This window comes from Streptomyces sp. V1I1 (genome assembly GCF_030817355.1).
In the GTDB taxonomy this organism is placed as follows: domain Bacteria; phylum Actinomycetota; class Actinomycetes; order Streptomycetales; family Streptomycetaceae; genus Streptomyces.
The window spans coordinates 7,927,706-7,940,257 of the sequence record NZ_JAUSZH010000001.1 but is presented as its reverse complement, the minus strand read 5'-3'; the positions used below and the strand labels follow the sequence as shown (position 1 = coordinate 7,940,257).

Here is a 12,552-nt window from a genome sequence, read left to right as displayed (position 1 = left end):
GTGGTGGTCGCCTGGTGGTGACCCCTTCGCGGTGCGACTCTGGATGTACTGCCAACCGCGACGGGTGAGTACGAAGATCGGCGGGTGATGTCATGCCCGAGCTGCCCGATGTCGAGGGGTTCCGCGAGGTCCTCGCCTCCTGCGCACAGGGCAAGCGGATCAAGCGGGTCGAGGTGAACGACGCGGGCGTCCTGCACGGGGTGAGCGCCGGCCGGCTGAGCCGCGACCTGGAAGGCCGCCGGTTCGGCGAACCGGAGCGGCACGGCAAGTGGCTGCTCGCCCGCACCGACGGTCCCACTGTGATGCTGCATTTCGGGATGACCGGGCAGCTGGTCTGCTGTCGCGAGACGGACCCGCCCCATCCGCACGACCGCGTCGTGTTCACCGTGGGCCGGGACCACCTGAGCTACCGCGACCAGCGCAAGCTGCAGGGCCTCTGGCTCGCCGACGATGCCGATGTCGCGCGGATCCTGCACGACCAGGGGCCTGACGCGATGTCGGTGGACCGGGCCGAGTTCGACGAGCTGCTGTCCCGTCGGCGCAGCCGCATCAAGTCGGCCCTCACTGACCAGTCCGTGCTCGCCGGGCTCGGCAATCTGCTCGCCGACGAGATCCTGTGGCGCGCCCGCCTGCATTCGGAACGCCCGGCCGACGAGCTGACCGACGACGAGCGCCGCCGGCTGCATACAGAAATGCGCCGCACCCTGCGCTCGTCGGTGCGCGCCGGGCGCGTTCCCACACGGAAGTCCTGGCTGACCGGCCGCCGTGACGACCCCAACCCGACGTGCCCGCGCTGCGACGGGCCGCTGAACCGCAAGCGTGTCGGCGGGCGCGGCACTGTGTGGTGCCCCCGGTGCCAGCCGGCCAGGTCATGAGCTCGCACCCGACCTCCATCAGGGGTCCAGTGTCGAGAATGATCGATTTTGACCGGATGGAGGTTGCATCTTATCGGTCTGCGAGTTGATTCGGAAAACATTCATTCGCTTAAGGGGCTGGGCGGGACCCTGCGCGGATGAGCCGATACGCTCGCTCAACTCCAGGAGCCCTCGGGGGGAAAGGCCATTGATGAGCGTCACCAGAAAGTGCACCGGGTACAGCCGTTCCCGCGAACTGAAAAAGAGCGGACTTTACCCTTTCTACCTCAACTTCAGCGAGCGGGACCGGGGCGCGGCTCGGCTTCCAGACAGTCGTGAGATCATCATGTGCGGTTCCAACGACTACTTAGGACTGAGCACCGATCCACGGGTATGTTGCGCCGCCGCAGAAGCATCGCGCCGATATGGCGCAGGCTGCACGGGTTCTCGGCTCCTGAATGGCAACCTCGACCTCCACGACCACTTGGAGAGGAAGCTCGCCGAGTTCTTCGGCAAACCAGCCGCCTTATTGCTGACCACGGGCTATCAGACCAACCTGGCTGCTGTCACCGGTCTCTGCGGTCCGGGCGATCACATTCTCATCGACAAGCAGGCGCACGCTTCCCTCGTCGACGCCGCTCGGCTCAGTCGGGCCAGGGTCCAGTGGTTCGCGCACAACGACACACGGGATCTGACCCGCAAACTCGATCAGCTTCCCGAAAAGGCCGGCCGGATGGTTGTGGTGGACGGCGTCTACAGCATGGAGGGCGACCTTTGTCCGCTGCCTGAATTAGTACGGGTGTGCCGACAGTACGGAGCCACTCTCCTTGTCGACGACGCGCATGGTGCCGGCGTGTTGGCCGAGGGCAGGGGAACGTGCGCCCACTACGGCCTCATGGAGGAGGTACCACTCGTCACGCTCACCTTCTCCAAGGCTTTCGGATCAACTGGCGGAGCAATCCTCGGCGATGAGGAGGTAATTGACTACCTCCGCCACAACGCACGCAGCCTGTTGTTCTCCGCGAGCTTGAGCCCGGCCAACACGGCAGCAGCCCTGGAGTCGCTGCGCATACTTCAGGAGGAGCCGTGGCGCTCCAAAGAAGTGATTTCAAAGGCGGATTTCATGCGAAGGGAACTGACGGCGCTCGGCTATCCAACCGGCGCCGCCAGCCAAGCACCTATAGTCCCCATCGATATGGTGAACGAAAAACGCACTCTCATGGCGTGGAATCTCCTGATCGAGCAAGGTGTATATGTCAACGCGGTGCTCCCTCCCGCCGCGTCGCCCCGCCTGAGGAGCAGCTACATGACGGTACACACCGATGAGCAACTCGCGCGAGCACTAGAGGGATTCGCAGCAGTCCGCGACCAACTACTCCATGACGACCTTATCCACTGAAACTGGAACTGACACGGAGTCACAGCGTCACCCAACTTGGCTGCTGATTGCTGTGCGTCTGCGACCGATACATCTGAATGCGTCGCTTTCCTGCAGCCTTGGCGCCGTACATCGCCAGGTCGGCATTGCGCATCAATTCGTCGGGGGTGATTCCCGGGGTGGCCACCGCGAGCCCGATCGAAGCCGCGACCACGGCCTCGGTACCGGCGAGGCGGTAGGGCTGCGTCAAGGCGAACAGCAGCCGCTCCGCCACCTCCCGCGTCCGGGACTCGGACGCTCCGGCCTCCCCCTCCAGCAGTGCGCCGAACTCATCCCCGCCGAGGCGGGCAACGGTGTCTTCCGCTCGTACCGCTGCCTGCAGCCGCCGCCCAGCCTGGATGAGCAGTTCATCGCCCGCCGCATGCCCGGCCGAATCGTTGACCTGCTTGAAGCCGTCCAGGTCGAGGAAGAGCACTGCGGGCGGTGCACTGTCGGCCGACCGCTTGGCCAGGGCGTGCTTGATCCGATCGGTGAACAAAGCACGATTGGGCAGGCCGGTCAGCGCATCGTGGAACGCCAAATGCTCCAACTTTGCCTGTAGCGCGACCCGTTCGCTCACATCCCGGCTGTTGGCGATCAACCCGTCGTCGTGAAGGCTGATCGTTGACTCGATGTGGCGCCATTGCCCGTCGGCCGACCGCATCCGGCAGGAGACACGACGGCTCAGGCCGTGACTGCTGAGCTCGTCTTCCTCCCTCAGCTTCCCGATGGTCTGTTTCAACGGCGGCAAGTCGTCGGGGTGAATGAGCAGCGGCAAGCGGATGCCAAGAAGATCCTCGGGCCGGTACCCGAAAACCTGTTGCACAGCCGGACTGATGTAGAGCAGGACACAGTCCTCGCCGGCGATAGCGATCACGTCACTCGAACCCTGGACGAGCGTACGGAAGTGATCCTCGCGGGTGGCGACCTCTCTCGTGAGGCAGAGACTGTCAGCATGCACCACGCCTTGACGCACACTCAGTGCGAGCAACACGGTGCCTCCGACGACCAGCATGACCACATCGAGGCGGTAGCCGGACAAGGTGTGCACCACCACGGCCACCGCACAAACGACTACGGGGAGAAACGCCGCCACCACTCCCGCCACGGGCAACTCCCTCCGGTCCACGTCCAGGACGCTGTCGCCGCCGGGCAGCCACGGCGCTGCGGCGATGAGGAACATACCGGTCATCGAGCATGTCTCGGTGACCGGAATCGTGGTTGAGACGACCGGCTCTGCCGAAAAAATGCGGAGCATGTCGCTTACCGCGAAGACCGCGAGACCGAATGCCGCAACGGTGACGGACGCACGCTGCCCGCGTGGCATGGCGAAGCGCAGAACCAGCAGCAGTCCCAGGACGAGGATGTCCGCGACCACTCGGCCGAGATCGGACAGCGCTGCCAGGATGTCACCGCCCAGATCTGCCCGATGCAAGAGGAGTACCCAGCCAAGGGTGAACAACGATCCAGCAATCATCCACCCGTCCAAGAGCCGTCGCAGCCAGGTCAGCCGCGTGCCACTGTCGCCGGCCGCGACCACCAGCCCGGCCACGCCCAGACCGAGCGCGACGGCGATGCCGGCCACGGCAAGCAGTTCGACCGCCGAGTAGAGCATCCCGGTGGGCGACCGAAGCAATGCCGTCAACTGGCGCAGCACAAGCTCATGCATGCCGGCGGCACCCGTCGACAGGCCGAGCAACAGCAGGCGCAGTCGCACTCGCCCCGTGGCCGATCGCGCCCGCGCGAGGATGGAGAGGACGGCCACGCCGTGGGCAGCGGGCACTCCGACATCGGCCACCGGCAGCCCCAGCTGGGCGAACCGCCCGCCCACCCCTGCGGCGACCGCGGAGCCGATGCACACGGCCTGCCCCACCCCCGCCACGTACAGCCACCTGCTGCGCAGTTCGGCCTGTGGCGACCCTCCCCCGTCAGCACGCTCAAGCACCATACGCAACACGAACTCCCCGAGATTGTGCCCGGCTCAGAAGCCTCGCCCCAGAACTCCACGATGGAGTAGGGACGGCAGGAAGCTAGAGGAACCCTGTCTCTAATCGGGACGTATGATTCGGAGTTCACCTGAATTAACGACAGATCCAGGCATCGTCGAGGCTGATAAGACCACTGCGTGGTAAAAGGGGTCGCGGCGGTTACGACACCGCCAGTCAGGCTCGTGGCCGACGGTGGCTGGGATCGGGTTCGGCACCCGTGTCGACGGGCCCGCTGCGTGCGAGCGCGCAGTTCGGCGGCCTCTTGGTCCACGAATCCGGCCAGCAGCGGTACGGCAGCGTCATGGCGGAGGAGCGGGACAGTGGATTGGCGCGTCCACTCATGAGGATGTACATGCTCCACCGTTCTCTCGCTGACGGTTAGTCGGGAGATACGCTGGGTGAAGAGCGAGATCGCCGACGGGCATGCTCACCGTGCCGGGAGGAGAACGGTGGTCACGGACCGGTCGGACACGCAGCGAGCCGAAGGCCGAGCACCGGACGAGGAGCAGCGCGAGCGGGACGATCGTTCCCAGAACCCTTGAGCGAGACGCCGAACTGGTCGTCGTCAAAGCGGCGTCGGACGCCGTGAGCGGCCTTTCGACGACGGGTGCGGTGATCCCCTCCGCACGCCGCGGTGGGTTGCTGGCCTTGACCAGACCGGCCGGGGCAGGCAAGACGTCTTGGAAGTGATGCGTCGCCTTGCGGCCGAGCGGGACTGCACAGGGCTCTTCGCGAAGGGCGGCGAGCAGGAGCAGAGTCTGGCCTTCCATGTGGTGCGGCAGTTACTCCAGCCGCTGTTGGCCTCGTACTCCGAGAGCGAGCGCCGGGAGGTGCTGGGCGACTGGTTCGGCATCGTCGGTCCCCGTGTCGGCTTGAGTCCCGCCGCGGAGCGCGCTGTGCCGGATCCGCAGGGGGTGCGGGACGGTCTGGATTGGGTGACGAACGGGCCCGAGGGGATTGCTTTGTTGCAGCGTGCCGTCACCACGCTGGAGTTGTCGCCCTCCTCGTATCAACTCGCGGGCGCTCTGGTCGAGCTCGGCACCGCGCTGCGCCGTGCCGGACTCCTCTCGCAAGCGGCCAGCCCCTGCACCGTGGTGTGGACCTGGCCGGCCAGTGCGGGGCCGGGGGTGTTGCGGCGCGGGCGCGCGACGAGCTGGTCGCAGCGGGGCTGAGGTCGCGCAGCTTGGAGACGGTGCGGCACTAGCCGCTTAGCGGAGCACCAACCGCGTAGTCAACGGCGCACGGTAGGCCGTGCGCGCCGTGCCGTGCACCACATGGTGGGGAATGGTGCGCCAGGGACGGGAGCATGGTGGTTTCCCCCGCGGTGGAGAGGTGAAGCATCAAGGGCGAACGAACGGGGAGTACATGTCTCCGCACAGATTTACTCGCTCTTGCTTCCTCGTCTCGCTCCCTCGGAGGGGGCCATGCGCGTTGCCGTAGCAGGTGCGGGGGACCACACCATGATGGCCCTCAATGATGCCGTGCTGGACATGGTGGAGATCCGGCAAGCGGTCGACTCGGTGCTTGCGGAGTTTCTGGCAGCGAAGATCCGTTCAGCTCCTCCTCAACTCATGGAACCCATCGAGACGTTACGCAGATTCCTCTTCGTGGGCGGCAAACGAATACGACCAGTGATGTGCGTGTGCGGCTGGTGCGCCGCACATGGTCGCGGAGACCCGGAGCCAGTGCTGCGGGCGGCGGCGTCTTTGGAGCTGTTCCACACCTTCGCCCTCATTCATGACGACGTCATGGACGACAGCGACACGCGCAGAGGGCATCGAAGCGTCCACGCGTCCCTGGCCGACAGTCACCGCAGCCGCCAAGGCGCCGGGGACGCCGACCAGTTCGGTGCAAACGCCGCCATCCTGCTCGGCGACCTCGCACTGACCTGGTCCGACGAGTTGCTCCACTCGACGGGCCTCGCGCCCGTGCCCATGCGTGCGGCCCTTGGCGTGGTGAACGCCATGCGTACCGAGGTCATGTACGGCCAGTATCTCGACCTGCTCGGCACTGGCAGGCCGACCGGCAATATCGCTTATGCCCTGACGGTGAGCCGCTTCAAGACCGCCAAGTACACCGTGGAGCGACCGCTGCATCTCGGTGGCGCCCTGGCCGGATGCAGCACCGCCGTCATGGAAGCCTGCACCGCCTACGCCCTTCCCATCGGAGAGGCGTTCCAACTCCGGGACGACCTCCTGGGAGGATTCGGCGATCCCGCGGCGACCGGCAAACCCACCACTGACGACTTCCGCCACGGCAAGTGCACCGTGCTGATGGCCCTGGCCGTCGCAAGAGCCACTCCTGCGCAACTCCGCCTTCTGCGTGCTCTGGTGGGCCGCCCCGATCTGACCGAGGAGCAGGCCGACTCCGTGCGGGCCGTTCTGGAATCCACCGGTGCCCGCCTCGCGGTGGAGCGGATGATCGCCCGTCGCCGCCGACGAGCCATGAATGCCCTTGACCACGCCCCCTTCCCGGAGGCTGCCGTCGAAACCCTGCGCCAATTTGCCCACGCCGCTTCCGTGAGGACGTCATGACCGAATTTTTCCCGCCCGAGCTGCCTCGGCTGCTGCCGGTGGCCTACCATCCCAAGGCGGCGCAGATCGAGTTCCGGTCGACGCGCACCTACGACAAGGGCGGCCCGCTGTTCGACAAGGTCCGCCCCCTCGTGGGCAATGGCCTGTTCACCTCGGCCTGGGCGGAGCACCGGGAGCGCCGACTGGTGCAGCCCGCCTTTCACTCCAGCCGGACGGCGTCGTACGCCGCCGTGATGTGCGAAGAGATCGACGCCGTGCTCGGTTCGTGGCAGGAAGGCCGTGCCATCGACCTCGGCGCCACGCTGCATGCGCTGACGGTCCGGGTCACCACGCGAACATTGTTCTCCACCACGATCGGTGGTCGGGCCGTTGCCGACGTACAGCAGTGTCTCCCATCATCCTTCGGGGCATCTACCGGCGGATGACCGCGCCGGTCGGTCTCCTTGAGCGAGTGCCCACTCCGGAGAACAGGCGCTTCGAGCAAGCACGCACGAGGCTTCGCGCAGTCATCGACGAGACGGTCCAGGGCTGCCAGCTCTCGGGGGCGGACAACGGGGACCTGTTGTCGATCCTGGTCGGGGCCCAGGACGAGGAAAGCGGTGAGCGCTTCACCGATGAAGACATCCGCGACCAGGTCATGACCCTGCTGATCGCCGGCACCGAGACCACCGCGAGCGTCCTGGCGTGGACTTCCACCTCCTGAGCCGACACCCCGAGGACATCTTCGGCCTGGCCGAGGCGATCCTGGCTCTCGCCGCCGTCAGCACACGGTGTCAGTTGCGGCCCGTGCCCGGGACGACGATCCCGGCCGAAGCCGGAAGCGGCCCTGGGCACCGGTCCCCTCCGCATGCTCCCCGAGCCGCGTCGCTTCGGGGCAGGCTCGGGAGGTACGAATCCCTGACACCGGACCCACCGGTCTGCCGAGCGGCGACGCTCATCCGGCGGCCGGCTCAGTCGGTCACCGCTCGCCCTCGGGGGAGCGCTCGCCCCCGCCTGCCGCGCGGTCGTGTTCGAAGACCCAGACAGCCACCTGGGCACGGGAGGTGAAGCCGAGTTTGCTCAGTATGTGCTCGATATGGCCCTCCGCCGTGCGCTGGGCGATCACCAGCGTGGCCGCGATCTCCTTGTTGCTCAGCCCCTGCGCGACCAGGTGGGCGATCTCGGTCTCCCGGCGGGTGAGCGGGGAAGGCCGCTCGTCCTCTCCGCCCGGCTCCACCGCTGCCAGGTGCTCCTCAAGCGCGTAGCTGAGCGCCTCTTCGTAGGAGAGCCGGCAGCCCTTCTTGACGGCGGCACGGAAGGCCGTCGTGCCGAGGGCCCCGCTCGTGCGGGACTCGCATTCGTCGTGGTACTTGACGAGATGCCCGTACCCGGACAGCGGCGCGCCGATTGCCTGCCAGACGGTCTGCAGGATGCCCAGGAGCTGGGCGGCTCGCTCGTAGTTCTCCTCCGTGGCGGCGATCCAGGCCAGCGCCTCGAGGTTGACGCCGACCCCCAGCGGATCGTCGAGCGAACGGTTGAAGCCCAGGCTCGCCTTCTCGAGCTCGGCGGCGCGACGGGTGTCGCCCTGGCGCCAGACCTCGATTCCCAGCGCCATCATCGTGTAGGCCCGGTGCCAGCCCTCTCCGTAGGCGTCACACACCCTCAGGGACTCCTCGCCGATGGAGATGGCGCGCGGCGAGTCACCGAGGAACGAGTGGAGAAGGGAAAGCCGGATCAGTGACAGCGCGAGTCCCACGGGATCGTTGGTGGCCTGGTGCCGGGCCACCGCCTCCTCGTAGAGCCCGATCGCGGATTCGGCGTCCCCCCGGTACATGGCGATCATGCCGGAGTACAGCGCGGTGTAGGCGAGTACGGACTCGTCCGCGAGCCGTTCCCCGAGCCTCCGGCTCTCCTCGAGCATGGCCGCCGCGGCGGCGGTCTCGGACTGGATGACGGCCAGCCAGCTGTTGGTCCACAGCGCTCGGGCCCGGGCCTGGCTCGGTTCGGTACAGATGGCGAGCCCCTCGTCCAGCCAGCGCCGTCCCTCGCCGATGTAGTAACTGGTGATCCAGTGGTAGAGCAGGTCGGAGGCCATGCCCAGGCCGATCTCGGCCTCCCCGGGTTCGGCGAAGCTGTACTCCAGGGCTGTGCGCAGGTTGGTGTGCTCCAGATGGAGCCGGGTGAACCAGGCCACCTGGGACGGACCGAACAGCTCGGCTCGCGCTTCGCCCGCCAGCCGCCGGTAGTAGTCGCGGTGGCGCCGTTGCCAGGGCGCCGTCTGCCCGGCGGCGACGAGCTGCTCCCGGCCGTACTGGCGCAGTGTGTCCAGCAGCCGGTAGCGCACTGTCGAATGGGGCTCCTCTCTGAGGAGGACGGACTTGTCGACCAGTCCGGTCACCACGTCGAGGACCTCTTCGCGGGTGATGCCGTCGCCGGAGCAGACCTCCTCGGCCGCCTCCAGGTCGAAGCCGCCGGTGAATACCGAGGCGCGAGCCCAGAGCAGCTGCTCCTGGTCGGTGCACAGAACGTAACTCCAGTCGATCAGCGCGCGCAGTGTCTGGTGGCGCGGGAGCACCACCCGTGAACCGGCGGTGAGCAGCTGGAACCGGTCGTCCAGCCGCTCCAGCAGCTGTTGTACGGAAAGGGCCCGCAGCCGGACGACGGCAAGCTCGATTCCCAGGGGGATGCCGTCCAGCTGCCGGCAGATCCGTTCCACTGCTTCGCGGTTGGCCTCGGTGACGGAGAAGCCGGGCAGGACGGCGCCCGCCCTCTCGATGAACAGCCGTACGGCGTCGCACCGGGTCAGCGACTTGGTGGACAGCCGGGGGTTCTCGGTGCTCGGCAGGTCCAGCGTCGGCACGGCCAGGGTGTGTTCGTATGTCAGGCCCAGCACCTGCCGACTGGTGGCCAGGATCTTCAGGTCGGCGGTGGAGCGCAGCAGGGAATCGGCCAGCACCGCGCACTGCGGCAGCAGGTGCTCGCAGTTGTCCAGGATCACCAGCGTGCGCTTGTCCCGCAGGTGGTCGGTGAGGACGTCCAGTGGCGGCCGGGATGAGTGGTCCCGGATCTCCAGCGCTTCGGCGACGGTCTGGGCGAGCAGCTCGGAATTCTCCAGGCCCGCGAGTTCGACCAGCCACACGCCGTCCGGAAACGCCGACCGGACCTCGGCTGCGACACGTGACGCCAGCCGCGTCTTGCCGACTCCCCCCACGCCCGTGAGCGTCACCAGGCGCGATCCGGACAGCCCGCGGCGGACCTCGGCCACCTCGTTCCGACGTCCCACGAAGCTCGTCACCTCGGCAGGCAGCTTGCCCTCTTGCCGACGTGTCGAGACGCTTGATGCCACGACAGCCATCGATTCCTCGGATCGGTCCCGATCCATGGCCCACGTGCCGTTTGTGAACCGGGCCGACGCAAACCAGCCTATTCCTCCGCGGCTCCGGCCGTCCCCGCCCGGCGGGGGCCGAAGAGGAATCCAGCTCTGCCTCCCGCAGGGTGCAACCATGGTGTTATGTCCGCCCACGGTGCCAATGGCACTCGTCCCCATCTCCGGCGGGGCACTTCCTTCGGCGACGAGTCCTCGCTGATCGGCCGCCGAGGGCAGCTGGCCGAGGCCAAACGGATGCTGCGGCATTCTCGCCTGGTGACCCTCACCGGTGTGGGGGGCGTGGGCAAGACCAAGCTGGCAACGGGAGTTGCCGACGAGGCGCGAAGGGCGTTCCCGGACGGCGTATGGCTGGTCGAGCTCGGCTCGCTGGAGGACGAAGGGCTGCTCCCGCAGACCGTCGCGACCGCGCTCGGGCTGCGGGACCAGTCGGCCAGACACCCGACGGACCTGCTCTGCGACCATCTGCGTGACGCGCGGTCCCTGATGATCCTGGACAACTGCGAGCACATCCTGGACGGCTGCGCGGCGCTCACCGACCGGCTGCTGCGTGCGGCTCCCCGGCTGTGCGTGCTGGCCACCAGCCGCCAGCCCCTGGGGGTGTACGGCGAGTCAGTCCTCTCGGTGCCCGCACTTGCCGTGCCGGACCTGCATCGAACGCTCAGCCCCGCGGCGGCCGGCCACTACGCGTCGGTCAGGCTGTTCCAGCGGCGGGCGGCGGAGGCGTCGCCGGATTTCACCCTCGGCGCCGAGAACCTGGAGACGGTCGTCCGGCTCTGCCGGCGCCTGGACGGCATCCCGCTCGCCATCGAACTGGCGGCGGCGCAACTGAGGACGCTCACGCCCCAAGAACTCCTCCGACGGCTGGACGAGCGTCTCGATCTCTCCCCCGCGCAGACCACGGCGGACCTGCCCCGGCACGAGACCCTGCGCTCGTCGATCGACTGGAGCTTCGAGCTGTGCTCCCCCGGTGAGCAGCGGTTGTGGGCGCGCCTGTCGGTCTTCGCCGGGAGCTGCGGGCTCGAGGCGGTCGAAGCGGTCTGCTCGGGTGACGGCATACCCGAGGAGCGCATCTTCGACCTGGTGGCGGGGCTGGTCGACAAGTCGGTCCTGATCCGGGAGGAGCAGGGCACCCAGGTGCGCTACCACCTGCTGGAAACGATCCGGCAGTACGGCGCGGAGCGCTTGGCCGAGGCCGGGGAGAAGCCGGCCATGCAGCGCCGCCACCGGGACTGGTACCTCCAGCTGGTGGGCCGCGCGGAGGCGGAGTGGCTGAGCCCGCGCCAGGAGACCTGGCTCGCCCGGCTGCAGAGCGAGCACGCCAACTTCCGCACCGCTCTGGAGTTCTGCCTAAGCGAGCCCGGCCAGAGACAGGCGGGGCTGGAGATCGCCGCGTCGCTGTGGTTCCACTGGCTGTGCAGCGGACTGATCAGCGAGGGCCGCCACTGGCTCGGCAGGGCGCTGGCGCTCGCACCGCAGGACACGGTGGCCCGTGGCAAGGCACTGTGGGTGGACGGCTGGCTGTCGGTGCTCCGGGGCGACACGACCTCTGCGCTGCCGCGGCTGGAGGAGTGCCGGGCCCTCGGTCTTCGGCTTCACGATGCCTCGACCCTGGTCCACGCCACTCAGTACCTGGGCGGACGCGCGCTTTACGAAGGCGAATTCCGCCAGGCGATCGGCCTTCTGGGAGAAGCCGTGAAAGGCCACCGCGCGGCCGGCGACCGCAACGGCTTGATGACCGCCCTGTATCAGCTCACCTTGGCATGCGCCATGTCCGGCGATCCTCGTGCCTCGGATGTCGGGAAGGAGTGCCTGGACCTGTGCAACGAGGCGCACGCGCCCTGGTCCCGCTCCTACGCCCTGTGGGCGCTCGGCCTGCACCTCTGGCGCCAGGGCGAGCCGAGCCGTGCGGCAGAACTCCTCCGCGACGCCCTGAACGCCCGCCGGGTTGTAGGGGACGGGTGGGGAATCGCCCTGTGCATGGAGGCGCTGGCCTGGACTGCCGCCTCAGCCGGAGAGGCGGAACGCGGTGCCAGGCTGCTGGGCGCGGCGGAGGTCGTGTGGCGTTCCATAGGGATCTCGCAGTCCGGGTTCCGGCACCTGGCCGCCGGACACGAGGGGACTGAGATCCGACTCCGCACCGATCTCGGCGAGCGCAGATATGCCGCGGCAGTCCGGCGCGGAGCGAAGATGGGACTCGACCGGGCCGCGGACTGGGCCTTGTACGGCTCCTCGGCCTCGACTCCGTGGGCTCCTCGGGAGGCGGCGGCCGGCCAGTGACGGGGGCGGGAATGCGGGATTCCGCAGCGGTGCCGCACGCGGAGCGATGACGGCGTCACCCTGCGAAACACATCGCGGGCCCACTGCGGGTGGTTTCAGGTACTAATGCGGGTGG

The 12,552-nt window shown here is 67.8% G+C and carries 9 protein-coding genes; 7 read left to right on the top strand and 2 right to left on the bottom strand.

Going from position 1 to position 12,552, the window contains the following annotated elements:
- The first annotated feature begins 92 nt into the window (after positions 1-92).
- Both QFZ67_RS36965 and QFZ67_RS36960 read left to right on the top strand, forming a co-directional pair.
- Complete coding sequence (locus QFZ67_RS36965; protein WP_307665403.1) at positions 93-875, top strand: Fpg/Nei family DNA glycosylase; 783 nt, start codon at positions 93-95, stop codon at positions 873-875.
- A gap of 190 nt (positions 876-1,065) precedes the next feature.
- On the top strand, positions 1,066-2,253 hold the full coding sequence (locus QFZ67_RS36960; protein ID WP_307665402.1) for a pyridoxal phosphate-dependent aminotransferase family protein: 1,188 nt from the start codon (positions 1,066-1,068) through the stop codon (positions 2,251-2,253).
- Between the two features lie 19 nt (positions 2,254-2,272).
- Here QFZ67_RS36960 and QFZ67_RS36955 read toward each other — a convergent pair whose 3' ends face one another.
- Positions 2,273-4,219, bottom strand: coding sequence for a sensor domain-containing diguanylate cyclase (locus QFZ67_RS36955; RefSeq protein ID WP_307665401.1), 1,947 nt, complete (start codon positions 4,217-4,219; stop codon positions 2,273-2,275).
- 729 nt (positions 4,220-4,948) lie between these two features.
- On the opposite strand from QFZ67_RS36955, the gene QFZ67_RS36950 reads away from it, so the two are divergent.
- The 4 genes from QFZ67_RS36950 (at position 4,949) to QFZ67_RS36935 (ending at position 7,496) form a co-directional block, all read left to right on the top strand.
- A complete protein-coding gene (locus tag QFZ67_RS36950; protein ID WP_307665400.1) occupies positions 4,949-5,431 on the top strand; it encodes a hypothetical protein in 483 nt (160 codons plus the stop codon).
- A 252-nt stretch (positions 5,432-5,683) separates the two neighbouring features.
- Positions 5,684-6,793 carry a polyprenyl synthetase family protein gene (locus QFZ67_RS36945; RefSeq protein ID WP_307665399.1) on the top strand — a complete coding sequence of 370 codons (1,110 nt, stop codon included), beginning with the start codon at positions 5,684-5,686 and terminating at the stop codon, positions 6,791-6,793.
- Complete coding sequence (locus QFZ67_RS36940) at positions 6,790-7,218, top strand: hypothetical protein (RefSeq protein ID WP_307665398.1); 429 nt, start codon at positions 6,790-6,792, stop codon at positions 7,216-7,218. Before QFZ67_RS36945 ends, QFZ67_RS36940 begins: the two co-directional genes overlap by 4 nt.
- A complete protein-coding gene (locus QFZ67_RS36935) occupies positions 7,215-7,496 on the top strand; it encodes a cytochrome P450 (protein WP_307665397.1) in 282 nt (93 codons plus the stop codon). The genes QFZ67_RS36940 and QFZ67_RS36935 overlap by 4 nt, the downstream gene beginning before the upstream one ends.
- Positions 7,497-7,751: 255 nt before the next feature.
- Here QFZ67_RS36935 and QFZ67_RS36930 read toward each other — a convergent pair whose 3' ends face one another.
- On the bottom strand, positions 7,752-10,055 hold the full coding sequence (locus QFZ67_RS36930; RefSeq protein WP_307665396.1) for a LuxR C-terminal-related transcriptional regulator: 2,304 nt from the start codon (positions 10,053-10,055) through the stop codon (positions 7,752-7,754).
- 228 nt (positions 10,056-10,283) lie between these two features.
- Between QFZ67_RS36930 and QFZ67_RS36925 the strand changes: the two genes are divergently transcribed.
- Positions 10,284-12,437 (top strand): NB-ARC domain-containing protein, encoded by a 2,154-nt coding sequence (locus QFZ67_RS36925; RefSeq protein ID WP_307665395.1) that lies wholly within the window; start codon positions 10,284-10,286, stop codon positions 12,435-12,437.
- Positions 12,438-12,552: the final 115 nt, after the last annotated feature.

Bases quoted from the DNA above. Each gene is read 5' to 3' on its own strand.
- QFZ67_RS36965 (WP_307665403.1), top strand. From the start codon at position 93: ATGCCCGAGCTGCCCGATGTCGAGGGGTTCCGCGAGGTCCTCGCCTCC.
- QFZ67_RS36960 (WP_307665402.1), top strand. From the start codon at position 1,066: ATGAGCGTCACCAGAAAGTGCACCGGGTACAGCCGTTCCCGCGAACTG.
- QFZ67_RS36955 (WP_307665401.1), bottom strand. From the start codon at position 4,219: ATGGTGCTTGAGCGTGCTGACGGGGGAGGGTCGCCACAGGCCGAACTG.
- QFZ67_RS36950 (WP_307665400.1), top strand. From the start codon at position 4,949: ATGCGTCGCCTTGCGGCCGAGCGGGACTGCACAGGGCTCTTCGCGAAG.
- QFZ67_RS36945 (WP_307665399.1), top strand. From the start codon at position 5,684: ATGCGCGTTGCCGTAGCAGGTGCGGGGGACCACACCATGATGGCCCTC.
- QFZ67_RS36940 (WP_307665398.1), top strand. From the start codon at position 6,790: ATGACCGAATTTTTCCCGCCCGAGCTGCCTCGGCTGCTGCCGGTGGCC.
- QFZ67_RS36935 (WP_307665397.1), top strand. From the start codon at position 7,215: ATGACCGCGCCGGTCGGTCTCCTTGAGCGAGTGCCCACTCCGGAGAAC.
- QFZ67_RS36925 (WP_307665395.1), top strand. From the start codon at position 10,284: ATGTCCGCCCACGGTGCCAATGGCACTCGTCCCCATCTCCGGCGGGGC.